27 protein-coding genes and 1 riboswitch are annotated in these 26,076 nt (G+C 73.6%); of the genes, 17 read left to right on the top strand and 10 right to left on the bottom strand.

Translation table 11 applies throughout. The features are described from left to right. Positions 1-37 precede the first annotated feature (37 nt). The 4 genes from ACIRBY_RS10210 (at position 38) to ACIRBY_RS10225 (ending at position 3,608) form a co-directional block, all read left to right on the top strand. Positions 38-1,201, top strand: a complete 1,164-nt coding sequence (locus tag ACIRBY_RS10210) for an ArsA family ATPase (RefSeq protein ID WP_403898771.1) — start codon at positions 38-40, stop codon at positions 1,199-1,201. A gap of 67 nt (positions 1,202-1,268) precedes the next feature. Further along, on the top strand, positions 1,269-1,733 hold the full coding sequence (locus ACIRBY_RS10215; RefSeq protein WP_403898774.1) for a DUF5304 family protein: 465 nt from the start codon (positions 1,269-1,271) through the stop codon (positions 1,731-1,733). A gap of 62 nt (positions 1,734-1,795) precedes the next feature. Continuing rightward, positions 1,796-2,737 carry an ROK family glucokinase gene (locus ACIRBY_RS10220; protein ID WP_403898777.1) on the top strand — a complete coding sequence of 314 codons (942 nt, stop codon included), beginning with the start codon at positions 1,796-1,798 and terminating at the stop codon, positions 2,735-2,737. A 76-nt stretch (positions 2,738-2,813) separates the two neighbouring features. Further along, positions 2,814-3,608 carry an endonuclease/exonuclease/phosphatase family protein gene (locus ACIRBY_RS10225; RefSeq protein ID WP_403898780.1) on the top strand — a complete coding sequence of 265 codons (795 nt, stop codon included), beginning with the start codon at positions 2,814-2,816 and terminating at the stop codon, positions 3,606-3,608. A 116-nt stretch (positions 3,609-3,724) separates the two neighbouring features. Here ACIRBY_RS10225 and ACIRBY_RS10230 read toward each other — a convergent pair whose 3' ends face one another. Both ACIRBY_RS10230 and ACIRBY_RS10235 read right to left on the bottom strand, forming a co-directional pair. Further along, on the bottom strand, positions 3,725-4,270 hold the full coding sequence (locus tag ACIRBY_RS10230) for a hypothetical protein (RefSeq protein ID WP_403898783.1): 546 nt from the start codon (positions 4,268-4,270) through the stop codon (positions 3,725-3,727). Beyond that, positions 4,263-5,042 (bottom strand): alpha/beta hydrolase, encoded by a 780-nt coding sequence (locus ACIRBY_RS10235; protein WP_403898786.1) that lies wholly within the window; start codon positions 5,040-5,042, stop codon positions 4,263-4,265. Before ACIRBY_RS10235 ends, ACIRBY_RS10230 begins: the two co-directional genes overlap by 8 nt. Before the next feature lie 207 nt (positions 5,043-5,249). Here ACIRBY_RS10235 and ACIRBY_RS10240 point away from each other — a divergent pair, with 207 nt between their 5' ends. The 5 genes from ACIRBY_RS10240 (at position 5,250) to ACIRBY_RS10260 (ending at position 10,212) form a co-directional block, all read left to right on the top strand. Next, positions 5,250-5,978 carry a lysophospholipid acyltransferase family protein gene (locus ACIRBY_RS10240; RefSeq protein WP_403899574.1) on the top strand — a complete coding sequence of 243 codons (729 nt, stop codon included), beginning with the start codon at positions 5,250-5,252 and terminating at the stop codon, positions 5,976-5,978. 45 nt (positions 5,979-6,023) lie between these two features. Beyond that, on the top strand, positions 6,024-7,238 hold the full coding sequence (gene macS / locus ACIRBY_RS10245) for a MacS family sensor histidine kinase (RefSeq protein ID WP_403898789.1): 1,215 nt from the start codon (positions 6,024-6,026) through the stop codon (positions 7,236-7,238). A gap of 44 nt (positions 7,239-7,282) precedes the next feature. Next, on the top strand, positions 7,283-7,927 hold the full coding sequence (locus tag ACIRBY_RS10250; RefSeq protein ID WP_403899577.1) for a response regulator: 645 nt from the start codon (positions 7,283-7,285) through the stop codon (positions 7,925-7,927). A 156-nt stretch (positions 7,928-8,083) separates the two neighbouring features. Further along, the gene (locus tag ACIRBY_RS10255; protein ID WP_403899580.1) at positions 8,084-9,115 is read left to right on the top strand and encodes a 6-phosphofructokinase; all 1,032 of its coding nucleotides are present in this window, start codon (positions 8,084-8,086) and stop codon (positions 9,113-9,115) included. A 92-nt stretch (positions 9,116-9,207) separates the two neighbouring features. Beyond that, positions 9,208-10,212, top strand: a complete 1,005-nt coding sequence (locus ACIRBY_RS10260; protein WP_403899583.1) for a 2-hydroxyacid dehydrogenase — start codon at positions 9,208-9,210, stop codon at positions 10,210-10,212. 24 nt (positions 10,213-10,236) lie between these two features. Here ACIRBY_RS10260 and ACIRBY_RS10265 read toward each other — a convergent pair whose 3' ends face one another. Then, complete coding sequence (locus tag ACIRBY_RS10265) at positions 10,237-12,141, bottom strand: anthranilate synthase family protein (RefSeq protein WP_403898792.1); 1,905 nt, start codon at positions 12,139-12,141, stop codon at positions 10,237-10,239. Between the two features lie 326 nt (positions 12,142-12,467). On the opposite strand from ACIRBY_RS10265, the gene ACIRBY_RS10270 reads away from it, so the two are divergent. Together ACIRBY_RS10270 and ACIRBY_RS10275 are read left to right on the top strand one after the other, a co-directional pair. Further along, a complete protein-coding gene (locus tag ACIRBY_RS10270) occupies positions 12,468-13,832 on the top strand; it encodes a class II 3-deoxy-7-phosphoheptulonate synthase (protein WP_403898795.1) in 1,365 nt (454 codons plus the stop codon). A gap of 153 nt (positions 13,833-13,985) precedes the next feature. Next, positions 13,986-14,252: a bacterioferritin-associated ferredoxin gene (locus tag ACIRBY_RS10275; protein WP_403898798.1), complete on the top strand. Its 267-nt coding sequence runs from the start codon at positions 13,986-13,988 to the stop codon at positions 14,250-14,252. A 45-nt stretch (positions 14,253-14,297) separates the two neighbouring features. Here the strand turns inward: ACIRBY_RS10275 and bfr are convergent, their stop codons facing one another. Further along, positions 14,298-14,777: a bacterioferritin gene (bfr, locus tag ACIRBY_RS10280; protein ID WP_403898801.1), complete on the bottom strand. Its 480-nt coding sequence runs from the start codon at positions 14,775-14,777 to the stop codon at positions 14,298-14,300. A gap of 172 nt (positions 14,778-14,949) precedes the next feature. On the opposite strand from bfr, the gene ACIRBY_RS10285 reads away from it, so the two are divergent. Beyond that, positions 14,950-15,582, top strand: coding sequence for a sulfite oxidase-like oxidoreductase (locus ACIRBY_RS10285; protein WP_403898804.1), 633 nt, complete (start codon positions 14,950-14,952; stop codon positions 15,580-15,582). 6 nt (positions 15,583-15,588) lie between these two features. Here ACIRBY_RS10285 and ACIRBY_RS10290 read toward each other — a convergent pair whose 3' ends face one another. The 6 genes from ACIRBY_RS10290 to thiO form a co-directional block, all read right to left on the bottom strand. Then, on the bottom strand, positions 15,589-16,140 hold the full coding sequence (locus ACIRBY_RS10290; protein WP_403898807.1) for a DUF4396 domain-containing protein: 552 nt from the start codon (positions 16,138-16,140) through the stop codon (positions 15,589-15,591). Between the two features lie 100 nt (positions 16,141-16,240). After that, on the bottom strand, positions 16,241-17,101 hold the full coding sequence (locus ACIRBY_RS10295) for a deoxyribonuclease IV (RefSeq protein ID WP_403898810.1): 861 nt from the start codon (positions 17,099-17,101) through the stop codon (positions 16,241-16,243). A 6-nt stretch (positions 17,102-17,107) separates the two neighbouring features. Further along, positions 17,108-19,021, bottom strand: a complete 1,914-nt coding sequence (gene pknB / locus ACIRBY_RS10300; RefSeq protein WP_403898813.1) for a Stk1 family PASTA domain-containing Ser/Thr kinase — start codon at positions 19,019-19,021, stop codon at positions 17,108-17,110. A gap of 102 nt (positions 19,022-19,123) precedes the next feature. Then, positions 19,124-19,918, bottom strand: coding sequence for a thiazole synthase (locus ACIRBY_RS10305; RefSeq protein WP_403898816.1), 795 nt, complete (start codon positions 19,916-19,918; stop codon positions 19,124-19,126). Positions 19,919-19,923: 5 nt separating this feature from the next. Further along, a complete protein-coding gene (gene thiS, locus ACIRBY_RS10310; RefSeq protein ID WP_403898819.1) occupies positions 19,924-20,124 on the bottom strand; it encodes a sulfur carrier protein ThiS in 201 nt (66 codons plus the stop codon). Then, complete coding sequence (thiO, locus tag ACIRBY_RS10315; RefSeq protein WP_403898822.1) at positions 20,121-21,305, bottom strand: glycine oxidase ThiO; 1,185 nt, start codon at positions 21,303-21,305, stop codon at positions 20,121-20,123. The genes thiS and thiO overlap by 4 nt, the downstream gene beginning before the upstream one ends. Continuing rightward, positions 21,303-21,415: riboswitch (TPP riboswitch) on the bottom strand. Its footprint overlaps the gene before it by 3 nt. Before the next feature lie 101 nt (positions 21,416-21,516). On the opposite strand from thiO, the gene ACIRBY_RS10320 reads away from it, so the two are divergent. From ACIRBY_RS10320 to ACIRBY_RS10340, 5 genes are all read left to right on the top strand, one after another. Then, positions 21,517-22,737: an NAD(P)/FAD-dependent oxidoreductase gene (locus tag ACIRBY_RS10320; protein WP_403898825.1), complete on the top strand. Its 1,221-nt coding sequence runs from the start codon at positions 21,517-21,519 to the stop codon at positions 22,735-22,737. Between the two features lie 148 nt (positions 22,738-22,885). After that, positions 22,886-23,251, top strand: coding sequence for an Rv2175c family DNA-binding protein (locus ACIRBY_RS10325; RefSeq protein WP_267035306.1), 366 nt, complete (start codon positions 22,886-22,888; stop codon positions 23,249-23,251). Positions 23,252-23,330: 79 nt separating this feature from the next. Further along, positions 23,331-23,969, top strand: a complete 639-nt coding sequence (gene thiE / locus ACIRBY_RS10330) for a thiamine phosphate synthase (protein ID WP_403898828.1) — start codon at positions 23,331-23,333, stop codon at positions 23,967-23,969. A gap of 189 nt (positions 23,970-24,158) precedes the next feature. Then, positions 24,159-25,073: a methylenetetrahydrofolate reductase [NAD(P)H] gene (gene metF, locus ACIRBY_RS10335; protein ID WP_403898831.1), complete on the top strand. Its 915-nt coding sequence runs from the start codon at positions 24,159-24,161 to the stop codon at positions 25,071-25,073. A 52-nt stretch (positions 25,074-25,125) separates the two neighbouring features. Continuing rightward, positions 25,126-26,016 (top strand): hypothetical protein, encoded by an 891-nt coding sequence (locus ACIRBY_RS10340; protein WP_403898834.1) that lies wholly within the window; start codon positions 25,126-25,128, stop codon positions 26,014-26,016. Positions 26,017-26,076: the final 60 nt, after the last annotated feature.

Below are 26,076 nucleotides of genomic sequence, written 5' to 3' on the forward strand. Positions count from 1 at the left end.
CGGACCCGCCGCCGGGCGGCGTAGCGTGCAGGGGAGGATGATCTACGACCCGGAGCACCGCATGCCGCACACCCTCCTCGTCACCGGCCCCGGCGGCGCCGGCCGGACCACCGTCGCCGCCGCCACCGCGCTCGCCGCGGCCCGCGCCGGACAGCGGGTGCTCCTGCTGTGCGGCGAGGACCCCTGGCACGGCGCCCCGGCCCCCGACCGGCTCCGCCTCGCCCGCATCGACTCCGGCGAGGAGTTCCGCACCGAGCTCGCCGCCCTCCAGGAGCGCGGCGCCACCCTCCTCGGGATGCTCGGCGGCAGCCCGCTCGGCGCCGAGGAACTCACCGAACTCCCCGGCGCCGAGCAGTTCGCCCTGCTCCGCGGCCTGCGCCGGGCCGCCGCCGCGCCCGGCACGGACCTCGTGGTCGTCGACATGCCCCCGCTGCACCAGGCCCTCACCACCCTCGCCCTCCCCGCCCAGCTGCGCCGCTACCTGGCCCGGCTGCTGCCCGCGGAGCGCCAGGCGGCCCGCGCCCTGCGCCCCGTACTGGCCCAGCTCGCCGGGGTCCCCATGCCCGCCCAGTGGCTCTACGAGACCGCCGCCCGCTGGGACGAGGAGCTCGCCGCCGTCCAGGCCGTCGTCGAGGCCCCCACCACCGGCGTCCGCCTCGTCGCCGAACCCGGCCCCGCCGCCGACGCCGCCCTGCGCACCGGCCTGCTCGGCCTCGCCCTGTACGAGCTGCCCGTCCGCGACCTGGTGGCCAACCGGCTCGTCCCGGCGGACTCCGCCGACCCGTGGGTGGCCGGGCTCGCCGCCCAGCAGGGGCGGTACCTGGAGGAGTGGCGACGGGGCCTGCCGGTCGTCCCCCTGGGGCACCTCGGCCGGGACCCCCGGGACCCCGGCGAGCTCGCCGCCGCCCACGGCATGGCCCCGGCCCCCGCCCCCGCCCCCCGCGCCCGCTGGGCCGTCGAGGACCGGCTCGCCGAGGACGGGGTACTCGTCTGGGCGGTCCCGCTGCCCCGCGCCTGCAAGGACGAGCTCGACCTGGTCCGGCGCGGCGACGAACTGCTCCTCGCGGTCGGCCCGCACCGCAGGACCGTTTCCCTCCCCTCCGCCCTGCGCCGCTGCACCGTCTCCGGCGCCGCCCTCGTCGACGGGGTGCTCCGCGTCCGCTTCACCCCCGACCCGCAGCTGTGGCCACGGGCGCGCTGACCTGCGTACCTCCGTTCGGGTACCGTCGGAAGTAGCCCCTACCGCAGCCGCCGCAGGAGAGTCCGCCATGAGCGAGGCCACCGACCGCCCCACCGACGACGACGCCTGGGCGAAGGCCTGCGCCGAGGACCTCGCCGCCGAACGGGAGCGCCGCCGTGCGGAGCGCGAGCAGGCCGGGGGAGCGGGCGATGCCACCGGCACCGCCGCCGAGGAGCTGTTCAAGCTCTTCGGCGCCGTCGCCGACAAGGTCTCCGCCCTCAACAACCCGGAGCTCGCCGCAGCCGCCCAGGGCGCCGTACGCCAGTTCGTCAACCAGGCCAGGACCGCCGCCAAGCCCGTGATCGAGCGCAATCCGGAGGTCTTCGGCCACCTCGCGGCGGCCGGATCGGAGCTGCTCGCCGCCTACCGCTCGGCCGTCGAGGGCCACGAACGCCGCTGGACCCGGGACGAGCCCCCCGCCCCCCGCAAGCACACCGACGGCGACGACGGGGGACCCGACGAGGGCCCGGCGCAGCGGATCGATCTCGACTGATCCTCCGCCCGCCTCGGGTACGGTTGGCCGTGGCGGGGCTTGACCGGAAAACCGAGGGACTAATGGGACTCACCATCGGCGTCGACATCGGCGGCACGAAGATCGCGGCCGGCGTGGTCGACGAAGAGGGCACCATCCTTGAGACGTACAAGGTGCCCACCCCGCCGACCGCGGACGGCGTGACGGAGGCGATCTGCGCCGCCGTGTCCGAGGTCAGCAGCAACCACACCATCGACGCCGTCGGCATCGGCGCCGCCGGATACGTGGACGACAAGCGCGCGACGGTGCTCTTCGCACCGAACATCAACTGGCGGCACGAGCCGCTCAAGGACAAGGTCGAGCAGCGCATCGGCCTGCCCGTCGTCGTCGAGAACGACGCGAACTGCGCGGCCTGGGGCGAATACCGCTTTGGCGCCGGCCAGGGCCACGAGGACGTCATCTGCATCACGCTCGGCACCGGCCTGGGCGGCGGCATCATCATCGGCAACAAGCTGCGCCGCGGCCGCTTCGGCGTCGCCGCCGAGTTCGGCCACATCCGGGTCGTCCCCGACGGCCTGCTGTGCGGCTGCGGCAGCCAGGGCTGCTGGGAGCAGTACGCCTCCGGCCGCGCGCTCGTCCGCTACGCGAAGCAGCGCGCCAACGCCACCCCCGAGAACGCGGCGGTCCTGCTGGGACTGGGCGACGGCACCCCCGAGGGCATCGAGGGCAAGCACATCAGCGAGGCCGCACGGGCCGGCGACCCGGTGGCCGTCGACTCCTTCCGCGAGCTGGCCCGCTGGGCCGGCGCGGGCCTGGCCGACCTCGCCTCCCTCTTCGACCCCTCGGCGTTCATCGTCGGAGGCGGCGTCTCCGACGAGGGCGATCTCGTCCTCGACCCGATCCGCAAGTCCTTCAAGCGCTGGCTGATCGGCGGCGCCTGGCGACCGCACGCCCAGGTGCTGGCCGCGCAGCTCGGCGGCAAGGCCGGCCTGGTGGGCGCGGCCGACCTGGCCCGCCAGGGCTGAGACGCACTCGGGAAGGTCTGGAGCCGCCCGCCGCGCCCCCTGTGGGAGCGGCGGGCGGCTGCGTATCTTGCGGTGCATGGTGCCTGACACGCTGCCCCAGCCCCATCCGCTGCCCGACGCCGACGCGGTGCCCGGCGCACTGCCCGGGTCCGTGACCGAGCCGGACGGGTCCGCCGTGATCCGGGTCCTCAGCTACAACGTCCGCTCGCTGCGCGACGACGAGGAGGCCCTGGCCCGGGTGATCCGGGCCTGCGCCCCGGACCTGGTCTTCGTCCAGGAGGCCCCGAGGTTCTTCCGCTGGCGCAAGCACGCGGCGCGGCTGGCCGCCAAGACCGACCTGGTGGTCCTGGGCGGCGGAGCGACCGCGGCCGGTCCGCTGCTGCTGTGCTCGCTCCGGGCCTTCGTGGAGCGGACCGAGGACGTCCTGCTCCCCCTCACCCCCGGACTCCACCGGCGCGGCTTCGCGACGGCGGTGGTCCGCTTCGGCGCCGCGCGGGTGGGGGTCGTCAGCGCCCACCTGTCGCTGGACGCGACGGAGCGCGCCGCCCAGGCCGACCTCCTCCTCGACCGGGTCCGGGCCCTGGACGCCCCGCACGCGATCGCCGCCGCCGACGTCAACGAGGCTCCGGGCGGCCCCGCCTTCGGCCGCCTGTCGGACGCCCTCCAGGACTGCTGGACGGCCGCCCCCTGGGGCGGCGGGAACACCTTCCCCTCCGCCGCGCCCACCCGCCGCATCGACGCGGTGTTCGCCTCCCGCAGCGTGGAGGTCCTCGCCTGCGGAGTCCCGACGGGCCTCCCGCCCCAGGACCTCCGCACGGCAACGGACCACCTCCCGGTCCTGGCGGCCCTGCACCTGAGCGCGGGAGCGTAACCGCCCCGCCCTCCGGACCCGCCCCCGACGCCGCGAGGGGGAGATGGCGGGCCCGCCGCCGAGAGGGCCGTCGGGGAGGCCCGCACCGCCGCCCCGCCGGCACCCGGCGAGCCGGGCTACACCACCGCGCCGCGCCCCGGGTCGTCGTCATCGTCGTCCGTGTCGCCCGACATGCGGGCCACCAGGGTGGCGAAGCCGCCCAGGAAGCCGCCGATGCCCAGGGTGGTCAGCCACCACGTCATGTCCCACTGCAGCAGCACCGCCAGCAGGAGCAGGACCGGGCCGCCGACCACGGCCAGCCACGCGAACTTCGCCGTGGTGTCCGCCGGCGGGAGCTCCGGCGGTTCCGGGGGGACGAAGTGGCCCTCGTCGGCGGCGTCCCCCGCCGCGTCCTCGTCCTTCGGCTCGGCCGGCGCGTGGTCGCGCGGGCCGAGGCCGACGCCCGGGGCGAAGACCACCGAGCCGCCCAGTGCCGTCGGAGCGGCGGCCGGCGGCTCCGGCTGGACGTCCTCCTCCGGCAGCATCAGGTTCTCGATCGGCCGGAACGGGCGCGCCCCCGGCGGGTCCGGCGGCTCCTGCCCGTACCCGGCGACGATCGCGGCCCAGGCCGCCTCCTCGTCCAGCGGGGGCACGCCCCCGGCGGACTCCTCGTGCTCAGCCACCGCTGGCCGCCCCCTCCCTGCCGACGCTCTCCGCGAGCCGCCCGACGAACGCATAGCTGTCCGCGAAGATCCGCTCCGCGTCATGGTCCAACGTCGCCACGTGGTAACTCTGTTCCAGCAGGGTCTCGGTGACGTCCGTCGACGACACCCGCGCCAGGATCCGCTCCGAGTCCACCGGCGGGACCACGTGGTCCTGGGGGCTGTGGAGCAGCAGCACCGGCTGCGTGACCTGCGGCAGCTCGGTGTCCACCAGCTGGAAGAACTTCCGCAGCGAGTGCGCGGCCTTCGTCGGGACCCGGTCGTATCCGACCTCCGCCGCGCCCGGCTTCGCGATGTCGCTGGCGATCCCCGGCGTGGAGCGGATGAAGTGCTTGGCCACGGGGAGGGCCACGGCCATCGGGTCGTGCACCTTGTTGGCCGGGTTGACGAGCACGATGCCGCTGATCGCGTCCCCGTGCTTGGCGGCCAGCCGCAGGGTCAGCGCTCCGCCCATCGACAGCCCGAACACGAACACCTGCGTGCACCGCTCCAGCAGCTCCCGCAGCGCCCGGTCCACCTCGGCGTACCAGTCCTGCCAGCCGGTGAGCTGCATGTCCTGCCAGCGCGTGCCGTGCCCCGGCAGCAGCGGCAGCGAGACCGTCAGCCCGCGTTCGGCCAGGTATTCGGCCCAGGGGCGCAGCGACTGCGGGGAACCGGTGAAGCCGTGGCAGAGGAGCACGCCCACCTCCCCGCCCTCGTGGCGGAACGGCTCTGCTCCAGGGAGGACGGGCACCACAGTCTCCTTGTTGGTGAGGACTTCGACTCGACGATGACCATGACGCGCGCGGGGTACGGGTGCGTACGGGTGCGTCGCGCTGTGTGACTTCACGGTACGCGACCGGGATGACACCGACCAGGGTCGTCGGGCGCTCTCGGTGGAGGCAGGGGATAAGGTCTGTTCGACAGACACAGGAAGGCTTTCGAGTTGATCTACGGCGCAATGAAGTTCTCCATCGGCGGTTCCCTGAAGCTCGCCTTCAGGCCGTGGGTGGAGGGCCTCGAGAACATTCCCGCGGAGGGGCCGGCGATCCTCGCGAGCAACCACCTGTCCTTCTCCGACTCCTTCTTCCTGCCGGCCGTGCTGGACCGGAAGGTGACCTTCATCGCGAAGGCGGAGTACTTCACCTCCCCCGGGGTCAAGGGCAAGCTGACCGCGGCCTTCTTCAAGGGCGTCGGCCAGCTGCCCGTGGACCGCTCCGGTGCGCGCGGTGCCGGTGAGGCCGCCATCAAGAGCGGCATCGAGGTCATCGAGCGCGGGGAGCTGTTCGGTATCTACCCCGAGGGGACCCGTTCACCCGACGGCCGCCTCTACCGGGGCAAGCCCGGCGGTCTGGCCCGGGTGGCGCTGGCCACCGGCGCGCCCGTGATCCCGGTGGCGATGATCGACACCGAGAAGATCCAGCCGCCCGGCAAGGTGGTCCCGAAGCTGATGCGTCCGGGCATCCGGATCGGCAAGCCGCTGGACTTCAGCCGCTACCAGGGCATGGACGGGGACCGCTTCATCCTCCGCTCGGTGACCGACGAGGTCATGTACGAGATCATGAAGCTCTCCGGCCAGGAGTACGTCGACATCTACGCGACGGCCGCCAAGCGGCAGATCGCGGACGCGGAGAAGGCCGCCAAGGACGCGGCCAAGGACGCCGCCAAGGGCGACAAGGGCGCGGAGTAGTCCCCGCGGGCGGCCGGTGCCGTCCGCGCGGCGGGGGTGGGGGAGATGGCGACGAAGCGCGAGCGCGTCGTGCGCATGTCGGTGGAGCAGCCGCTGTGGCGGGCCCTGACCGCGTACCGGCTGCTCACCATGGTCTACGCGGTCCTGCTGTTCGCCTCCGCGTACAAGGACTTCCCCCGCCCCGGCGTCGCGGCCGGCTACCTCGCCGTCCTCGTCGTCTGGACGGCGGCCACCCACCGCCGGGTGGGCAGCGCGGCGCGCTGCACCCGGGGCTTCCTCGCGGCCGACCTCACCGTCGCGCTCGCCGGCATAGCCCTCACCCCGCTCGCCGACACCCACGCCCGCATCCAGGCGGGCGGCCCCACCCTGCCCAGCATCTGGACGGCGGGCTCGGTGCTCGCCTTCGCCCTCAAGGGCGGCTGGCGCTGGGCCGGGATCGCCTCGACCTTCGTGGCCGTCGCCAACATCGCCATCCACGGCGGCGACCCCACCCGGGACACCCTGCACAACGTGCTGCTGGTCTGGGTGGCCTCCATCGCCCTCGGCTACGTCGTCGAGGTCGCCCGGGCCAGTGAGGCGACGCTCGCCCGCGCCCTGGAGATCGAGGCCGCCACCCGCGAGCGCGAGCGCCTCGCCCGGGACATCCACGACGGGGTCCTCCAGGTCCTCGCCATGGTCCAGCGGCGCGGTACCGAGCTGGGCGGGGAGGCGGCCGAGCTGGGCCGGATGGCCGGCGAGCAGGAGGTGGCGCTGCGCACGCTGGTCTCCAGCGGGCTGGTCCGCCCCTCCCGGGTCTCGCGCGACGAGTCGCTCGGCGCGCGGGTGGACGCCTACGAGGTGGAGGAGCCGGGCGCCGACGAGGGCGAGCTGGACCTGCGCGCCCTGCTGGCCCCGCACGCCGGCTCCCGGGTGAGCTTCGCCGAGCCGGGCACCCCGGTGCCGCTGCCCGCGCCCGCCGCGCGGGAGCTGGCAGCGGCCGTCGGCGCCGCCCTCGACAACGTGCGCAGGCACGCGGGGGAGGGGGCCCGTGCCTGGATCCTGGTCGAGGACTGGGGCGACGAGGTGATCGTGACCGTGCGGGACGACGGCCCGGGCATCCCGGCCGGACGGCTCGACCAGGCGGAGGGCGAGGGGCGGATGGGCGTGGCCCTGTCCATCCGGGGCCGGCTGCGCGACCTCGGCGGCAGCGCCGAGCTGGTGTCCGTCCCCGGGCAGGGCACCGAAGTGGAACTGAAAGTACCGAGGGGGAGGACCCAGTGAACGACAGCGTCAGCGGCGGCGGCGAGCTCCACGACATCAAGGTGATGGTCGTCGACGACCACCCGATGTGGCGGGACGCGGTGGCCCGCGACCTGGCCGCCGCGGGGTTCGACGTGGTCGCCACCGCCGGGGACGGGCCGGAGGCGGTGCGCCGCGCCCGTGCCGCGGCCCCGCGGGTGCTGGTCCTCGACCTCAACCTGCCCGGGATGCCCGGGGTGCAGGTGTGCAAGGAGCTGGTCGGCGCCGATCCCGCGCTGCGGGTGCTGGTGCTGTCGGCGAGCGGGGAGCACGCGGACGTGCTGGAGGCGGTGAAGTCCGGGGCGACCGGCTACCTGATGAAGTCCGCCGGGGCCCAGGAGCTGATCGACGCGGTCCGCCGCACCGCGGCCGGCGACCCGGTGTTCACCCCGGGCCTGGCCGGGCTGGTCCTCGGCGAGTACCGGCGGCTGGCCGCCGACCCGGTGCCGGCCGCGGCCGACGAGCCGAAGGCCCCGCAGCTGACCGACCGGGAGACCGAGGTGCTGCGGCTGGTGGCCAAGGGGCTGTCGTACAAGCAGATCGCGGAGCGGCTGGTGATCTCCCACCGGACGGTGCAGAACCACGTGCAGAACACCCTGGGCAAGCTCCAGCTGCACAACCGGGTGGAGCTCGTCCGGTACGCGATCGAGCGCGGGCTCGACGACGCGTAAGGGGGACGCGCAAGGCCGCACCGGTCGTACTTACTTCCCCTTACGAGTGAACACGCGTACGCAACGCCTCGTAATTCCACCGGAATTGCCTTTTCCAGACCCGTCGGTGTGACCTGTGTCACCACTAGCGTGGCCGTCATGGCGAAGGGAGATTCCATGAAGGTCGGAGTGCTCACGGGCGGCGGCGACTGCCCCGGGCTCAACGCGGTGATCAGGGGCGTCGTCCGCAAGGGCGTCCAGGAGTACGGATACGGGTTCGTCGGGTTCAAGGACGGCTGGCGGGGACCGGTCGAGGGGGACGCCGTCCCGCTCGACATCCCCGCCGTCCGCGGGATCCTGCCCCGCGGCGGCACCATCCTCGGCTCCTCGCGCACCAACCCGTTCAAGACGGAGAACGGGGTCCGCGCGATCAAGGAGAACCTCGCCAAGGCCGAGGTCGACGCGCTCATCGCGATCGGCGGCGAGGACACCCTGGGCGTGGCCGCCCGGCTGTACGAGGAGTACGGCATCCCCTGCGTCGGCGTCCCCAAGACCATCGACAACGACCTGTCGGCCACCGACTACACCTTCGGCTTCGACACGGCCGTCGGCATCGCGACGGAGGCCATCGACCGGCTGCACACCACGGCCGAGTCCCACATGCGGGTGCTGGTCGTCGAGGTGATGGGCCGGCACGCCGGCTGGATCGCCCTGCACTCGGGACTCGCGGGCGGCGCGAACGTCATCCTCGTCCCCGAGCAGCGCTTCGACGTGGACCAGGTCTGCGCCTGGGTGACCTCCCGGTTCAAGGCCAGCTACGCGCCGATCGTGGTGGTGGCGGAGGGGGCCATGCCCAAGGACGGCGACCTGGTGCTCAAGGACGCCGTCTCCCGGGACTCCTTCGGGCACGTCCGGCTGTCGGGCGTGGGGGAGTGGCTGGCCAAGGAGATCGAGGCGCGGACCGGAAAGGAGGCCCGGACCACGGTCCTCGGGCACATCCAGCGCGGCGGCACCCCGAGCGCCTTCGACCGCTGGCTGGCCACCCGCTTCGGACTGCACGCGATCGACGCGGTGCGCGACGGGGACTTCGGGAAGATGGTCGCGCTGAAGGGGACGGACATCGTCCGCGTCCCGATCGCCGAGGCGACGGCGAAGCTGAAGACGGTGGACCCGAAGCTGTACGAGGAGGCCGGCGTCTTCTTCGGCTGAGCCGCCGCCCCGCCTCTGCGGGGGACCGGACCGCGGGTCGTATCGTGACGAGAGCGATGGAACGACCCGTGGTCCGACCTGTGGGAGCGAGCGTGGAGATCCTGGCCTTCGGAGTGACCGCCGACGAGGGGCCGCTCCTGGAGCGGGCCTTCGCGGGGGCGGGGCGGCACGAGGTCCGCTGCCTCGACGTCGGCCTCGGCGAGGACACGGCGCCGATCGCCGCCGGGTACGAGATCGTCTCCTCCAGCGTCAACGCCGACCTGGGCGTCCGGGTCCTGAACGTCCTGGCGTCGGGCGGGACGAGGCTGATCGCCCAGCGGTCCACCGGCTTCAACAACATCGACCTCGACGCGGCGCGGCGGCTGGGCCTGACCGTCAGCCGGGTCTCGTACTACTCGCCGTACTCGGTCGCCGAGTTCGCCTGGACCCTGGCGATGGCCGTGAACCGGCGCATCGTGCGCGCCTCGAACCGCACCCGGGACTTCGACTTCCGGCTGAACGGCCTGATGGGCCGCGACATGCGGGGGCGGACGGCGGGGGTGCTGGGCACGGGCCGGATCGGCGAGGCCTTCACCCGGATCGCGCACGGGTTCGGGATGCGGCTGCTGGGCTGGGACCTCGCGCCGAACCCGGCGTGCGTGGAGCTGGGCATGGAGTACGTGGCGAAGGAGGAGCTGTTCGCCTCCGCGGACCTGGTCAGCCTGCACGTGCCCCTGCTGGAGGCGACCCGCCACCTCGTCGACGCGGCCGCGCTGGCGGCGATGAAGGACGACGCGATCCTGGTGAACTCCAGCCGGGGCGGACTCGTCGACACGGAGGCCCTGGTGGGAGAGCTGCGCGCGGGCCGTTTCGCGGGGGTGGGGCTGGACGTGTACGAGGCGGAGGCGGGGATCTTCTCCCAGGACAAGTCCCTGGAGGCGGTGCCCGACGACACCCTCGCGCGGCTGATGACCTTCCCGAACGTCCTGGTCACCTCCCACCAGGCGTACTACACGCACGAGGCGGTGGGGCAGATCATCGACGCGACGGTCCGCAACGTGGCGGACTACCTGGCGGGACGCCGTTCGGACAACACCCTGGTCCCGGGTCCGGCCTGACCGCCGGCCGGACCCGGGCGGACGTCACGCCCGCCGCCCCACCGGGGTCAGGGAGCGGACCAGGTCGCGCACGAGCGGCGCTCCCCGCAGGGTGAGGACGGACTCCGGGTGGAACTGGACGCCCGCGAAGCCGCGCTCCGCGCAGCGCAGGGCGTGGACCTCCTCCGTGACCGGGTCCCGGGAGACCTCGACGCCGTGCGCCGCCAGCTCGGCGGCCGCCTCCGCATCACAGGCGGCGGTGTACGTGTTGTAGAAGCCGACGACCTCCGGCCTGCCGAAGAGGTCGATCCGCACCTGCGCCCCCTGCGCCGGCTCCGCCTTGCGGACGAGGGGCAGCCCGATCTCCGCCGCCAGCAGCTCGTGCCCCAGACAGACCCCGAGCAGACCGCCCCGGTGCGAGGCGAGCAGCTCGCCCGCCAGCGCGCGCAGCGTCCGCATCTTCGGGTCCGCCGCGTCGGCCGGGTTCCCCGGGCCCGGGCCCAGGACGATCGGGCCCTCCCAGGCCAGCGCCGCCTCCCGCAGCCCCGGCTCGTCGTAGCGGCGCACCGCCACCGACAGACCCGCCGCCCGCAGCACGTGCGCCAGCATCGCCGTGAAGGTGTCCTCGCCGTCCACCACCAGCGCGTGCCCGTCCGTCGCGGGCAGCCGCTCCTGCATCCGCAGCCAGAACGGCGCCAGGTCCGCCCGCCGCGAGGCCAGCGCCGCCCGCACCCGGGGGTCGTCCGCCAGCCGGGCGCCCGTCGTCCCGCGGGCGGGCCGGGGCGCGGCCTCCCGTACGCCCAGGGCGGCCAGCACCCCGGCGGCCTTGGCGTGGGTCTCGGCCACCTCGCCGAGCGGGTCGGAGTGGCGGACCAGGGTGGCCCCGACCGGCACCCGCAGGGCCCCGTCCGGGGCGATGTCGGCGGTGCGGATCAGGATGGGGGAGTCCAGGGTCTGGCCGCCGGCCGGGTCCAGCCCCAGCAGCGCCAGCGCGCCCGCGTAGTAGCCGCGGCCCCCGTCCTCGTACCGTTCGATCACGCGGCAGGCGTTCTGCACGGGCGAGCCCGTCACCGTCGCCGCGAACATGGTCTCCCGCAGCACCTCCCGGACGTCCAGCGAGGAGCGTCCGCGCAGCTCGTACTCGGTGTGCGCGAGGTGGGCCATCTCCCGCAGCCGGGGTCCGACGACGGTCCCGCCCATGTCGCCGACCGTGCACATCATCTTCAGCTCCTCGTCGACCACCATCGACAGCTCCTCGGTCTCCTTGCGGTCGCCGAGGAAGGCGAGGAGCGACTCGGCGGTCGGGCCGCCGGCCGGGTACCGGTAGGTGCCGCTGATGGGGTTCATGACCACCGTGCCGCCCGTCATGCGGACGTGGACCTCGGGGCTGGCCCCGACCAGGGTGCGGTCCGGGGTGTGGACCACGTACGTCCAGTACGCCCCCCGCTCGCCCTCCAGCAGACGCCGGAACAGGGCCAGGGCGTCGGCCCGGCCGAAGCCGTCGATCCGGCCCCGGTAGGTCCGCCGGATCACGAAGTTCGCGCCCTCGCCCCGGCCGATCTCGTCGCGGACCACCCGCTCGACGGTGGCCGCGTACTCCTCGTCGCCGACGTCGAAGCCGCCGCCGTCGACCCGTACGCCGTGGGCCGGGAGGGCGGCCAGCGCCTCGGCGAGCGGGACCTCGTAGGCCTCCTCGGCGGCCAGTACGGCCAGCGGGGTGCCGTCGTCGCGGACGTCGAACCCGCGCTCGCGGATCTGGCGGAAGGGGACCAGGGCCAGGGTGGGCAGCGCGCGGACGGGCAGGTCGGCGAGGCGGTCGGCCGTGTGGACCGGGCCCAGCAGCACCTCGACGGTGTCGTGGTCGCGGCCGGGGGTGCGCCGGCGCAGCAGCGCGAAGGGCGGGGCGTCGTCGTCGAGGAGCCGGGCGAGGGAGAACTCGGACTGGGGCATGGGGCGGGCGTCCTTCCGGTGGGGTGTCGGGAGGAGGGGCGGCCCGTGCCGGTGCACGCAGAAGGCCGCCCCTCGGGGCGGCCTTCGCTTCGCTCGTGTCAGTGGGTACGCACGAGGGGTGGGCCGCCGGGAGCGGACCACCACCAGTTCTGGACGGAGAGCGCGTACATGGGAGGCACCTTAGCCCACGCCGCCGTCCTCCTGCCGCATCCCGCCTCTTCCGGCATGTGAACCTTGAATTCCGTTCATCTGGGCTCCGTGGACCTTCGAACGACACCGTCTCACCAGGTGGGCGTCCGGCCGGACACGGCGAATGACGCCGTAATGTGTACGAGGTGACCGTGAACGCTGAAAACCACGCCCTCGCCGCCAAGGCGACCTGGCGAGACCTTCCCGCGGCGCAGCAGCCTTCGTACCCCGATGCCGAGGCCCTGCGCGCTGTCGTCGCGGACCTCGAGTCGTATCCTCCGCTCGTCTTCGCGGGCGAGTGCGACCAGCTGCGCGCCCGCCTGGGAGCCGTCGCCAAGGGCGAGGCGTTCCTGCTGCAGGGCGGCGACTGCGCCGAGGCCTTCGACGCCGTCTCCGCCGACCACATCCGCGCCAAGCTGAAGACCCTGCTCCAGATGAGCGCCGTCCTGACCTACGCGGCCTCCGTGCCCGTCGTCAAGGTCGGCCGCATCGCGGGCCAGTACTCCAAGCCGCGCTCCAAGGACACCGAGACCCGCGACGGCGTGACCCTGCCGACCTACCGCGGCGACTCCGTCAACGGCTTCGCCTTCACCGAAGAGGCCCGCGTCCCGGACCCCGAGCGCCTCAAGCGCATGTACCACGCCTCGGCCTCCACGCTGAACCTGGTGCGCGCCTTCACCACCGGCGGTTACGCCGACCTGCGCCAGGTGCACGCCTGGAACCAGGACTTCGTGAAGTCCTCCCCGTCCGGGCAGCGCTACGAGCAGCTCGCGCGGGAGATCGACAACGCGCTGAACTTCATGAAGGCCTGCGGCACCGACCCGGCCGAGTTCAAGGCGGTGGAGTTCTACTCCTCGCACGAGGCCCTGCTGCTGGACTACGAGGGCGCCCTCACCCGTACGGACTCCCGCACCGGCAAGCTGTACGACACCTCCGGCCACATGGTCTGGATCGGTGAGCGCACCCGTCAGCTGGACCACGCGCACATCGAGTTCTGCGCGCAGATCGCCAACCCGATCGGCATCAAGCTCGGTCCGACCACCACGGTGGACGAGGCGCTGACGTACATCGACCGCCTGGACCCCGAGCGCGAGCCGGGCCGGCTGACCTTCGTCGTCCGCATGGGCGCCGACAAGGTCCGCGACAAGCTCCCCGAGCTGGTCGAGAAGGTCACCGCGTCCGGTGCGACCGTCGCCTGGGTCACCGACCCGATGCACGGCAACACCTTCGAGGCGGCCTCCGGCCACAAGACGCGCCGTTTCGACGACGTGCTCGACGAGGTCAAGGGCTTCTTCGAGGTCCACAAGGCGCTGGGCACCCACCCGGGCGGCATCCACGTCGAGCTCACCGGTGACGACGTCACCGAGTGCGTGGGCGGCGGCGACGAGATCTTCGTCGACGACCTGCACCAGCGCTACGAGACGGCCTGCGACCCGCGTCTCAACCGCAGCCAGTCCCTGGACCTGGCGTTCCTGGTGGCGGAGATGTACCGCGACCAGTAGGCGGCACCTGCCGACGGGGCGCGGATCGATGTGATCCGCGCCCCATCCGCGTTCCCGGGTCTTTTAGGCAACCCTAACTTTGGGTACGGTTAGGTAAGCCTCACCGCACAGGGGATGGCTGCAAGGACCATTCCGCCCAGGGAGGTGAACCGCGTGTACGTCTGCTCTTGCTTCGGGGTCACCGACAAGCAGGTCAAGGAACACGCGGCCGCCGGGGCCTGCACCCCCCGCCAGATCGCCTCGGTCACCAAGGCCGGCACGGACTGCGGCTCCTGCGTGCGGACCATCCAGGGCCTCCTGGGCCGTGGCGCGTGCCCGCGCCGGGAGCTGGTGGAGAAGGGCGACGCGGCGGCCGTCCTCGCCTCCGCGCCCCGCCCGGCCCCCGGGGCCGCGCAGCCCGTCCTGGCCGACGCGGCCTAACCTCCGGGCGCCGGGCGCCCACCGGGCCCCTGGTCCCTCCCGCCCTCAGCTCTCCGGCTGCTCGATCAGCTGGGCGATGTAGAGCGCCTCGCCGATGCTCTCGATCAGCTCCAGCTGGGTGTCGAGGTAGTCGATGTGGTGCTCCTCGTCCTCCAGGATCTCCTCGAAGAGCCGCGCCGAGGTGACGTCCCCCTTGCCGCGCATGACCTCGATGCCCCGCCTGAGGCGGTCGATCGCCTCCACCTCGACCTGCCGGTCCGCCTGGAACATCTCCGTCAGGGTCTGGCCGACCCGCACGTGGAAGAGCCGCTGGTAGTTCGGGAGCCCGTCGAGCATCAGGATGCGCTCGGTGAGCTTGTCCGCGTGCTTCATCTCGTCGATGGACTCGGCACGGGTGTAGTTGGCGAGCTTCGTCCACCCCTTGTTGTCCTGGATGCGGTAGTGCAGCCAGTACTGGTTGATGGCCGTGAGCTCGCCGGTCAGCTGCTCGTTCAGAAACTCGAGGACCTCGGGGTCGCCCTGCATCGCAGAGGCTCCTTCCAGGCAATGTCAGCTAGGTGACTGGGCAGTGCGCGCATCTTTGCACCGCCGTAGGGGGCCGTCCAGTAAGTGCCTCCTTAGTCGGAGTTACCGTGACTTGCCCGTTTCGGCTCGTACCTGGTCGTGACCACCCCGCCACGTCTGTCACCATGGAGGCATGGGTCAGCCGGAAAGCCGGGAATCTCCGGGAGCAGAGCAACTGGAGCTTCCTCCGGGGCAGCGGCTGCAGAGGGGCTGGCCGGTCACCCACTACGGTCCCGTGCCCAAGTTCAAGCCGGACCGCTGGGAGTTCCGCGTCTTCGGGGCGACGGCCGACGGCGAGAAGCACTGCTGGAACCACGAGGAGTTCGCGGCGCTGCCGTTCGACTCGGTGGTGGCCGACCTGCACTGCGTCACCAAGTTCAGCATGCTGGGCGCCGAGTGGGGCGGGGTGATGGCCCGCGACATCCTCGCCCTGGCCCCTCCGGCCCCGCAGGCCACGCACGTGATGGTGTGGGCCGAGTACGGCTTCAGCTCCAACCTGCGGCTGGCCGACTTCGCCTCCGACCGGACCGTCTTCGCCACCCACATGGGCGGCGAACCGCTCACGGCCGAACACGGCTTCCCGCTGCGCCTGGTGGTCCCGCACCTGTACGCCTGGAAAGGGCCCAAGTGGGTGCGGGGCATCGAGTACATGACCGCCGACCGCCGCGGTTTCTGGGAGGAGCGCGGCTACCACAACATCGGCGACCCCTGGCGCGAGCAGCGCTACTCGTACCAGGAGGGGCCCGGCGACGGTCCGGAGCTGTGACCGCCCTCAGTGGTGGTACTGGTGGACGACGGCGTGGCCCTTGCCGCGGCCGATCATCCACTTGTTGACCGGGGCGGTCACGACGAAGGCGAGCGCCAGCGAGATCGCCAGGGCGGTCCAGAACAGCGCCTCCGAGAGGTGGGCGTCCATGGCCCCGGGCCAGACGGCGATGACGCCGTTGTCGATCAGCTCCATGACGGCGATCGAGAGGGTGTCCGCGGCCAGCGCCACCCGGACGGCCGAGCGGAGGTCCACGCCGGCGGCCAGGATCCCGCGCAGGGTGAGGGCGTAGCCGAAGAAGAACGCGAGGACGATCGCCAGGACCATCGTCGGAAGGTTCCCCCAGCCCAGGGCGGTGCCGACGATCATGCCGAGGACCTCGCCGATGGCGCATCCGGTCAGGCAGTGCAGCGTGGCCCGGGCCGCCGTCCCCCAGCCGACGGGGCCGCCGCCGTGGGCGTGGGCGTGCCCGGCGTGCTGCTGGTGCTCGGTGTGTGCGTGGTGGTCGTGGTTCTCGTGATGTGCGTGGTGCTCGTGATGTTCGTGCGCCTGCGTCATGACAACCCCCTGGAGGTCTGGCGGAACGCCGGGCAGCGGTCCCGCCGACTGGTGGAACCGTATACCCCCCAGGGGTATTCCTCAAGGAATCGGGGAGCGGTCAGTGCAGCTCGCGCAGCTCCTTCAGCAGGGCCACGTCCGCGGCGTGCCCCTCCTTGCCGCCGGGCGTCTCGATGATCAGCGGGACGCCGTCCGTCTCGGGGTGGGAGAACAGCTCGGCGAAGGCCTCCCGGCCGATGTGGCCCTGGCCGATGTTGGCGTGCCGGTCCTTGTGGGCGCCGACGCCCTCCTTGGAGTCGTTGGCGTGGATCAGCTTGAGCCGGCCCGCGCCCACCGTGTCCGCCAGCAGGTCCAGGGTCTGCTTGGTGCCGCCCGGCTCCGCCAGGTCGTGGCCCGCCGCGAAGATGTGGCAGGTGTCCAGGCAGATGCCGAGCTTCTCGTGGTGGTCGAGGGCCTCGAAGTACGGGCCGAAGTCCCAGGTGCGCGAGCAGAGCGAGGAGCCCTGGCCGGCCGTGGACTCCAGCAGCAGGAAGGGGTCGTCCTCGTGGGTCAGCTCGTCCAGCAGCGGCAGCATGTACTCCCTGACCTGCGCGTACGCCTCCTCACGCGGACGGCCCCCGGTCGCCGAGCCGGTGTGCACGACCACCCCGAGCGCACCGATCTCCCGGCCCCGGCGCAGTGAGTGCCGCAGGGACTCCACCGACTTCTCGACGGTCGCCGCGGTGTGCGAGCCGAAGTTGATCAGGTACGGGGCGTGCACGTACACCGGGATCGACTCCTCGGCGCACTGCGCGCGCAGCAGCTCGTCCTGCGCCGGGTTCCCGGTCGGGGTGGCCCACCCGCGCGGGTTGGCCACGAAGACCTGGACGGCCTCTGCGCCCATCTCACGGGCGTAGGCGAGGCCCACGGAGGCCAGCCCGCCGGCGACGGGCACGTGCCCGCCCACGGGATTGCGTGACAACGGTGCTCAGAGCCCCTTGGTCTTGATGGTGATCGTGCTGCCCTCGGGGACGCTCTGTCCGGCGGGCACCGACTGCGTGTCCACCGTGCTGCTGAAGGACAGGAAGGGGCGCTCCACCTTCACCTTGAAGCCCAGGGCCTCCAGCGCCTTGCGGGCGGCGTCCACGTCCTGGCCGGCCACGTTCGGGACCTGCACCGGCCGGGGGCCCTTGGAGAGGGTCAGCGTGACCGTGTCCCCGGTGGCGGCCTGGGTGCCCGCGCCGATCGACTGGTTGGCGACCGTACCGGCGGGCGCGGGGGAGTTGACCTGGTCGGGGGCCGTCTCGACCTTCAGACCGAGGGCCTCCAGGGCCGCCCGCGCCTGGTCGGCCGACTGGCCGGTGACGGCCGGGACCTGGACCGGGCGGCCCTTGCTGACCTGGAGGGAGACGGCGGTGTCGGGGGCCCGCTTCTGGCCGCCGGCCGGGTCGGTGCCGATCACCGAGCCCTGGGCCACGTCCTGGCTGAAGGCCTGGGTGACGATGCCGGGGGCCAGCCCCGCCTTCGTCAGCTCGGCCTTGGCCTCCTCCAGCGGCCGACCCTTCAGATCGGGCACGCTGACCAGCTCGGGGCCGCGGGAGACGGTGAGGGTCACCGCGCCGTTGCCGCGGATCCGCTTGCCGCCGGCGGGGTCGGAGTTCATGACCGTGCCGCGCTCGAAGGCCTCGCTGAACTTCCGGTCGACCTTCTTGACGCCGAGCCCGGCGGCGGACAGCTCCGTCCTGGCCTGCTCCTCCGTCTTGCCGAGGAGGTTGGGCACCTTGGTGAACTGCCCGGAGTTGATGTACCAGACGCCGGCGCCCAGACCCAGGGCGAGCAGGATCCCCGCGATGACGAGGACCGTGCCCCGGCGCTGCCGGCGGGCGGCCGGGGGAGCCGGGGGCTCCGGTACGTGCGGCCGCTCCAGGCGCGAGGTGTGGTGCACGGACTGCTCCTGCGCCTGCCCCGCGACCGGGCGCGGGATCACGCTGGTGCGGTCCTCGGTTGCGGACCGCTCGGCGGCCCGCGCCTGCGGAGGTACGGCGTCCAGCTCGGCCTCGCCGATCCGCGCCCGCGCCTCGCGGGCCAGGCCCAGCAGGGCGGCGGCGTCCGCGGGGCGCAGCCCGGGGGTGCGGGCGGTGGCCTGGGCGACGAGCTCGTCGAGCGCGGCGGGCAGCCCCGGGACGGCGGCCGACGGGGGCGGGACGTCCTCGTTGAGGTGCTGGAACAGCACCTGGGCGGGGGTGCCGCCGGTGTGCGGCTTGGAGCCGGTGAGCATCTCGTACAGCACGACGCCGCAGGCGTAGACGTCCACGCGGGTGTCGTAGACCCCGTCCTCGATCTGCTCGGGGGCGAGGTAGGAGACCGTGCCGAGGACGGAGCCGGTGGTGTGGGTGGCGGCGTCCACGGAGCGCACGAGGCCGAAGTCGGCGACCTTGACCCGGCCGTCGTCGCCGATCAGCACGTTCTCGGGCTTGATGTCCCGGTGGACGAAGCCGGCGCGGTGGGCGGTGCCGAGCGCGGCGAGGACCGGTTCGAGGATGTCGAGCGCGGCCCGCGGCTGGAGCGCGCCGCGCTCGCGCAGGACGTCGCGCAGGGTGCAGCCGGAGACGTACTCCATGGCGAGGTACGTGTACGGGCCGTCGGTGCCCTGGTCGAAGACCCCGACCACGTTGGGGTGGGCGAGGCGGGCCACGGACTTCGCCTCGCGGATGAAGCGGTCGACGAAGGCGGCGTCGGCGGCCAGGTCCGGGTGCATGATCTTCAGTGCGAGGACGCGGTCGAGGCGGGTGTCGAGGGCCCGGTAGACCGTCGCCATGCCGCCTGCGGCGATGCGGGCGTCGACGCGGTAGCGGCCGTCGAGCACGCGCCCGACGAGGGGGTCATCCAGGGTCGTATCCACCCGGCGATTCTACGAGGGCCCCCACCACCCCCGGCCGGGGTGTCCACGCCTTGCAGCGCACCTGTGACGTGGGCGGGGGGGCGGGGGGTTCGCGGCGGGCCCTCAGAACGCCGGGCGCTCCGGGTCCAGAGCGGCGCGGCCCTCCCGCGGGGACGAGGCCTCCGCGAAGCGGCGCTGGGGGATGCGGCCCGCGCGGTGGGCCAGCCGGCCCGCCGAGACGGCGTCGCGCATGGCCGCCGCCATGAGCACCGGCTCCTGCGCACGGGTCACCGCGGAGGCCAGCATCACCGCCGCGCAGCCGAGCTCCATCGCCAGCGCGGCGTCCGAGGCCGTCCCCGCGCCCGCGTCCAGGATGACCGGCACCCCGGCCCGCTCCACGATCAGCTCGAAGTTGTGCGGGTTGCGGATGCCCATCCCGGAGCCGATGGGGGAGCCCAGCGGCATGATCGCCGCGCAGCCCGCGTCCTCCAGCCTGCGGGCCAGCACCGGGTCGTCGTTGGTGTAGGGGAGGACCGTGAAGCCCTCGTCGACCAGCACCTCCGCCGCGTCCAGCAGCTCGACCCCGTCCGGCAGGAGGGTCCGCTCGTCCGCGACCACCTCCAGCTTGATCCAGTCCGTGCCCAGCGCCTCCCGCGCGAGCCGGGCCGTCAGGACGGCCTCGCCGGCGGTGAAGCAGCCCGCCGTGTTCGGGAGGACCGCGATGCCGAGCCGGGACAGAACGGACAGGACGGAGCCCTGGACCGTCGGGTCCAGGCGGCGCATGGCCACCGTGGTGAGCTCGGTGCCGGAGGTGATCAGGGCGCGTTCCATGACCTCCAGGCTCGGGGCGCCGCCCGTGCCCATGATCAGGCGGGACGAGAAGGTCCGGCCGCCCAGGGTGAACAGGTCGTCGGCCATGGCGCTCAGCCTCCCTGGACCGCGGTGAGGACCTCGACCCGGTCGCCGTCGCCGACCGCGGTGTGCGGCCACTGTCCGCGCGGGACGACCGTCTCGTTGAGGGCGGCGGCCACGCCGGAGGGGGCGGTGGTCAGGGTGGCGACCACCGCGTCGAGGGTGGTGCCGGCCGCGAGCTCGCGCGGCTCGCCGTTGACGGAGATGGTCATGCGGGGGACTCCTGACGGGTGGAGGAGAAGCGGCGGGGGCTGAAGGGGCGGGCGATCTCCGGCACGGCGCCGGTGGTCAGCAGCTCCGCCATCACGTCGCCGGTGAGCGGGGTCAGCAGCACCCCGTTGCGGTAGTGGCCGGTGGCCAGGTGCAGACCGGGCAGGTCGCTGGGGCCCAGCAGCGGCGCGTTGTCCGGGGAGCACGGGCGCAGCCCCGCCCGGGTCTCGACCAGGGGGAGCTCGGTGATGCCGGGGACCAGTTCGTGCGCGTCGCGCAGCAGCTCGTAGACCCCGCCGGCGGTGACGGTGGTGTCCCAGCCGAGCTCCTCGCTGGTGGCGCCGACGACGAGTTCGCCGTTCTCGCGCGGGACCAGGTAGACGTGGCTGCCGCGCACCACGGCCCGTACCGTCCGGGACAGGAACGGCGCGAAGGCGGGCGGCACGGCCAGCCGCAGGACCTGCCCCTTGACCGGCCGTACGGGCGGCAGCACCTGTTCCGGTACGCCCTCCAGCCGGCCGCTGAGCGAGCCGGCGGCCAGGACCACCTGGTCGGCGCGCAGCCCGGTGCCGTCGTCGAGCAGCGCCCCCGAGGCCCGGTCGGCGGTGACGAGCAGCCGGCGGGCGGCCGCCCGGTGGATCTCCACCCCGGCCCGCTCGCAGGCGGCCAGCAGTGCGGCGGCGAGTCGGCGCGGATCCACCTGGTGGTCCCCGTCGACGCGCAGCCCGCCGCGCACCCCGGGGGTCAGCATCGGCTCCAGGCGGCGGCACTCGCGGCCGGTGAGCCACTCGGACTCCAGGCCGCAGCGGCGCTGGAGGGCGTGCAGTTCCCGCAGGTGGAGGCGGTCGTCGGCGTCGAGGGCGACGGCCAGGGTGCCGCAGGCCCGGTAGCCGAGGTCCATGCCGCCGCTGGCCTCGGAGAGCTCGGCGGCGAAGTCCGGGTAGCGGGCGGCGGAGGCGAGGTTGAGCCCCAGCAGGGTTTCCTCGCCGTAGTGCAGTTCGGTGACGGCGGCGAGCATGCCGGCCGCGACCCGGGCGGCGCCGCCGCCGGGGTCGGGGTCGGCGAGCGCGGTGCGCAGGCCGCTGCGGGCCGCCCGCCAGGCGGTGACCAGGCCGATGATCCCGCCACCGATGACGAGGACGTCGCAGCCCCGGTGGTCGGATCCCTTGTCGGATGCGTGCATGGGCGTCCAGCCCCTCCCTTCGCCGGCATGACCCGGATCAGGTTCGTACGGTCGGAGGCCGGCCAGCCTCCCTCTCAGCCCGGTGCGCCCGGACTCCCGCGATAGGTACGGTGGCCAGCGTAACCCCGGGGCCGGTGGCGGGTAAGGCTGCCTCCCTGTGGCGCCCCGCCCCCAGTTTCCTGACGGGTCGTCAGGTGACTAGGCTGGCCGTGTGAGTGAGCAGACGGAACAGACGAAGCCCGGTGTCGTGATCGTCGGCGCCGGAATGGCCGGGGTGCAGACCGCGGTGGCCCTGCGGGAACAGGGCTGGACCGGCCCCGTGACCCTGCTGGGCGCCGAACCCCACCAGCCCTACGACCGCCCGCCGCTGTCCAAGGCGGTACTGCTCGGCAAGGCCGAGGACTCGGCCTTCGACGTCGACTTCGAAGGCCTCGGCATCACGCTCCGCCTGGGGACCGAGGTCACCGGCCTGCGCGCCGCCGACCACGAGCTGGACACCGAGGCCGGACCGGTCCCGTACGAGGTCCTCGTCCTGGCCACGGGAGCCACGCCCCTGACCCTGCCCGGCACCGGCGGCGTCCCCGGCGCCCACCTGCTGCGCACCCTCGACGACGCCGCCCGGCTGCGCCCGGTCCTGGCCGCCGCCCCCGACACCGTCGTGGTCGGGGCCGGCTGGATCGGCGCCGAGTTCGCCACCGCCGCCCGCGAGGCCGGCTGCGCCGTCACCGTGGTCGAGGCGGCCGACCGGGTCCTCGCCGGTGCCCTGCCCGCCGAGGTCGCCGCCCCGATGGCCCGCTGGTACCAGGGCGCCGGCGCCACCCTGCTCACCGGCGCCCGGGTGGCCGCCGTCGAGGAGGGGCGGGTGCTCCTCGCGGACGGCCGCGAGCTGCCCGCCGGGGCCGTCGTCGTCGGCGTCGGCGCCCGGCCCGCCACCGACTGGCTCGACGGCAGCGGCGTCGAGCGGGGCCCCGACGGCTCCGTCACCGCCGACGCCCACCTGCGCACCTCCCTGCCCGGGGTGTACGCCGTCGGGGACTGCTCCTCCTTCCCGTCGGCCCGCTACGGGACCCGGCTGCTGGTCCACCACTGGGACAACGCCCTCCAGGGCCCGCGCACGGTCGCGGCGAACATCGTCGCGGGGGAGGCCGTACAGGCCTACGACCCCGTGCCCTACTTCTGGTCCGAGCAGTTCGGCCGCTTCGTGCAGTACGCCGGCCACCACGGCGGCGCCGACGCCCTGCTGTGGCGCGGCGACCCGGACGGGGACGCCTGGTCGGTGTGCTGGCTGCGCGGGGACGCCCTCGTCGCGGTCCTGGCCGTCGGCCGCCCCCGCGACCTGGCCCAGGGGCGGAAGCTGATCGAGTCGGGCGCCCCCGTGGATCCGGCCAAGGTCGCCGACCCGGGCGTACCGCTGAAGTCGGCCGCCGCCTGACACCGCCCCGGGGCCCGGCCCGCCGCCGCGCGGCCGGGCCCGCAACCGGGCGCGGACCCTGATCCGGGCGGATCCCCGCCTACGCGGACGGACCCGGACGGACGGGGCCGGGTACCGGGTGTCCCGCCGAGGTGGCAGGCTTGTCCCCGTGACCGAGATTGACGCAAAGATCGATGCCCTCGTCCCCTCGTGGCTGTACCTCCCCGACATCGCGGAGATGCTCGACATCGAGGTGACCCGGGTCCGCCAGATGGTCAAGGAAGGGCAGCTGATCGCCGTACGCCGGGGCGAGAACCGCGCCCTGCAGGTTCCGGCCCAGTTCATCGACGGCGACAAGGTCGTCAAGGGACTCGTCGGCCTGCTCACGGTGCTGCGCGACGACCGCTTCTCCGACGAGGAGATGCTGGAGTGGCTCTTCACCGAGGACCCCACCCTGCCCGGCACCCCCGTGCAGGCGCTGCGCGAGAATCGCGGCACGGAGGTGAAGCGCCGCGCCCAGGCGCTCGCCCTCTGACCGGCTGATCCACGGGTGTGCGGGCCGGCGGGGTAGCCTCGGCCCGCCCGCACACCGCCACCACCAGAGGGGTACTCCCATGCAGCAGCTGTCCGACGCCCGGCTCTACCTGTGCACGGACGCCCGAAAGCGGCAGGGAGACCTCCCCGAGTTCCTCGACGCCGTCCTGGCCGGCGGGGTGGACGTCGTCCAGCTCCGCGACAAGGGCATGGAGGCCGGTGAGGAACTCGAACACCTCCGGGTCTTCGCCGAGGCCGCCCGCCGGCACGGCAAGCTCCTCGCGGTCAACGACCGCGCCGACGTCGCGCACGCCATCGGCTCCGACGTCCTGCACCTGGGCCAGGGCGACATCCCCGTCCCCGCCGCCCGCGCGATCCTCGGCCCGGAGGTCCTGATCGGGCGCTCCTGCCACTCCGAGTCCGAGGTCGACGCCGCCGTCGCCGAGCCGGGCGTGGACTACTTCTGCACCGGCCCCTGCTGGCCCACCCCCACCAAGCCCGGCCGCCACGCCCCCGGCCTGGACCTCGTCCGCCACGCGGCCTCCCTGGACCAGGACCGCCCCTGGTTCGCCATCGGCGGCATCGACGCCGGCAACCTGGACGAGGTCCTCGACGCCGGGGCCACCCGTGTCGTGGTCGTCCGCGCCATCACCGAGGCCTCCGACCCCGGCGCCGCCGCCGCCGAGCTGGCGAAGCGCGTCCGCGCCCGCCTCGGCTGAGGCCCCGGACCCGCCCCGGACCCGCCCCGCCAGGGCCCGGCCCGCCCGGACCCGTCCCGGGCGGCGGCCCCTCGAACCGTGCTCGCGCGGAACTCGCGCCCGGCCGGGGCGCGCGCCGAGGTGTCCAAAAATCCGTCCAAGGGGTGGACAGCGCTTCGGCGTCCGCCGGGGCGCGTCTAACCTGCCCGTATGGCCCTTGGTACCGCTTCCACCTGGTCGGACCGCGCACACACGGTCCGCGACCTCCTCGCGTCCGGAGCCTCGTATTCCTTCGAGTTCTGGGCCCCCAAGACCGAGAAGGGCGAGCGCAACCTCTGGAACGCGCTCCGCCGGATCGAGGCGGTCTCCCCGAGCTTCGTCTCCGTCACGTACGGGGCCGGAGGCTCGACCCGGGGCGGCACCGTCCGCGCCACCGAGCAGATCGCCGCCGACACCACGCTGACACCCGTCGCGCACCTCACCGCCGTCGACCACTCCGTCGCCGAGCTGCGCCACGTGATCGGCCAGTTCGCCGACGCCGGCATCCGCAACATGCTCGCGCTGCGCGGGGACCCGCCGGGCGACCCCATGGGCCCCTGGGTCAAGCATCCCGAGGGCGTGGACTACGCGGCCGACCTCGTGCGCCTGCTCAAGGAGTCCGGCGACTTCTGCGTCGGCGTCGCCGCCTTCCCCGAGATGCACCCGCGCTCGGAGGACTGGGACACGGACATCCGACACTTCGTGGACAAGTGCCGCGCCGGTGCGGACTACGCCATCACCCAGATGTTCTTCGATCCGGAGAATTATCTGCGGCTGCGCGACAGCGCCCAGAAGGCCGGCTGCGAGACCCCGATCATCCCCGAGGTCATGCCTGTTGTGGGCATCAAGCAGCTCGACCGGCTGCCCCAGCTGAGCAATGCGGTCTTCCCCGACGCCGTGAAAGACCGCATGCTCGCCGTCAAGGACGATCCGGCCGCTGTACGCTCCATTGGCATCGAGTTCGCCACGGAGTTCTGCGCGCGGCTGCTGTCCGAAGGTGTACCCGGACTGCACTTCATCACGCTGAACAATTCCACGGCGACCCTCGAGATCTACGAGAACCTGGGCCTGCACCAGCGGGCCTGATCGGCCGTCTCCCGTTTCCCGCGCGGTACGGCCGTACCGAGAGGGGCCTTGCATGGGAATGACGGTCCTCTACATCGCGTTCGGTTTCGTCGCGTTGTGGCTGCTTGCCGAGGTCCTGATGCAGTACAAGGCCCGGCTGCGCTGGCGCCTGCTCGCCTTCGCCGGGTTCCTCGGCGTCGTGGCCGGGGTCGTGCTGCCGTCGGTGCTGGTCATCGCCGTCGGCGCGGTCGCCTTCGCCGTGGGCCAGACCCTGGTGACGCTCTCCTTCCGCAAGGGCTTCGTCGCCGGCTGGGCTCTGCGCAAGGGCAAGGGCGCCGAGCCCGCACGCCCGGAGGGCAGGACCAGACGCCGCCGCTCCGGGGGCGCCGCGCCGCGCCCGGAGCCCGCGCTGGAGGTGACCGGGCTGGAGTACGGCTCCCAGGGCCCCGCCCCCTCCCGTGACGACGCCGCCGACCGGGACGACCAGGACGACCGCAACGTCTTCACCCCGCAGCCGGTGCCCGAGGAGACCGGCTCGTACGGGATACAGAGCTTCGCCCCCCAGCAGCCGGACGCCACCGCCGCCTTCGCCTCCCCGTTCGCCCCGGACGGGCAGGACGCCGGGCAGCAGGCCGCCTACTACGACGGCGGGCAGGGCCAGGGCGGATATGACTACACCGGCGGCTACCCGGCGGGCGGACAGCAGGTCTACGCCGCCTACTCGGACCCGTACATCGGCACCGGCGGCGCGGTCGCCCCGGGGCAGACGTACGACTACCCGCAGTACACCGACCCCGCGCAGCAGCAGTACTCCATGGACACCCCGCCCGGCGGGGTCTGGGTCCCGCAGCAGCGCGCCACCGACGCGGCCCCGCAGCCCTACCCGGAGCAGGACCCGCAGCAGCAGCCGCCGCAGGGGTACCCGTACCAGGGCAACGGCGAGTACGGGCAGTACCGCTACTGACGTGGAACGGGGGAGGGGCCGGCTCGTACGAGCCGGCCCCTCCCCCGTTCCACGCCGGGC

The sequence above is a fragment of the Streptomyces sp. NPDC096136 genome, assembly GCF_044763325.1.
Taxonomy (GTDB): domain Bacteria; phylum Actinomycetota; class Actinomycetes; order Streptomycetales; family Streptomycetaceae; genus Streptomyces.

What these genes read in the sequence shown, in the direction of transcription:
- ACIRBY_RS10255 (WP_403899580.1), top strand. Translation starts at nt 8,084, where the DNA reads ATGAAGGTCGGAGTGCTCACGGGCGGCGGCGACTGCCCCGGGCTCAAC.
- thiS (WP_403898819.1), bottom strand. Translation starts at nt 20,124, where the DNA reads ATGACCATCTCCGTCAACGGCGAGCCGCGCGAGCTCGCGGCCGGCACC.
- ACIRBY_RS10290 (WP_403898807.1), bottom strand. Translation starts at nt 16,140, where the DNA reads ATGACGCAGGCGCACGAACATCACGAGCACCACGCACATCACGAGAAC.
- ACIRBY_RS10220 (WP_403898777.1), top strand. Translation starts at nt 1,796, where the DNA reads ATGGGACTCACCATCGGCGTCGACATCGGCGGCACGAAGATCGCGGCC.
- ACIRBY_RS10210 (WP_403898771.1), top strand. Translation starts at nt 38, where the DNA reads ATGATCTACGACCCGGAGCACCGCATGCCGCACACCCTCCTCGTCACC.
- ACIRBY_RS10250 (WP_403899577.1), top strand. Translation starts at nt 7,283, where the DNA reads ATGGTCGTCGACGACCACCCGATGTGGCGGGACGCGGTGGCCCGCGAC.
- ACIRBY_RS10305 (WP_403898816.1), bottom strand. Translation starts at nt 19,918, where the DNA reads ATGGCCGACGACCTGTTCACCCTGGGCGGCCGGACCTTCTCGTCCCGC.
- ACIRBY_RS10240 (WP_403899574.1), top strand. Translation starts at nt 5,250, where the DNA reads ATGAAGTTCTCCATCGGCGGTTCCCTGAAGCTCGCCTTCAGGCCGTGG.
- bfr (WP_403898801.1), bottom strand. Translation starts at nt 14,777, where the DNA reads ATGCAGGGCGACCCCGAGGTCCTCGAGTTTCTGAACGAGCAGCTGACC.
- ACIRBY_RS10285 (WP_403898804.1), top strand. Translation starts at nt 14,950, where the DNA reads ATGGGTCAGCCGGAAAGCCGGGAATCTCCGGGAGCAGAGCAACTGGAG.
- ACIRBY_RS10215 (WP_403898774.1), top strand. Translation starts at nt 1,269, where the DNA reads ATGAGCGAGGCCACCGACCGCCCCACCGACGACGACGCCTGGGCGAAG.
- thiO (WP_403898822.1), bottom strand. Translation starts at nt 21,305, where the DNA reads ATGCACGCATCCGACAAGGGATCCGACCACCGGGGCTGCGACGTCCTC.
- ACIRBY_RS10340 (WP_403898834.1), top strand. Translation starts at nt 25,126, where the DNA reads ATGGGAATGACGGTCCTCTACATCGCGTTCGGTTTCGTCGCGTTGTGG.
- macS (WP_403898789.1), top strand. Translation starts at nt 6,024, where the DNA reads ATGGCGACGAAGCGCGAGCGCGTCGTGCGCATGTCGGTGGAGCAGCCG.
- ACIRBY_RS10265 (WP_403898792.1), bottom strand. Translation starts at nt 12,141, where the DNA reads ATGCCCCAGTCCGAGTTCTCCCTCGCCCGGCTCCTCGACGACGACGCC.
- ACIRBY_RS10225 (WP_403898780.1), top strand. Translation starts at nt 2,814, where the DNA reads ATGGTGCCTGACACGCTGCCCCAGCCCCATCCGCTGCCCGACGCCGAC.
- metF (WP_403898831.1), top strand. Translation starts at nt 24,159, where the DNA reads ATGGCCCTTGGTACCGCTTCCACCTGGTCGGACCGCGCACACACGGTC.
- thiE (WP_403898828.1), top strand. Translation starts at nt 23,331, where the DNA reads ATGCAGCAGCTGTCCGACGCCCGGCTCTACCTGTGCACGGACGCCCGA.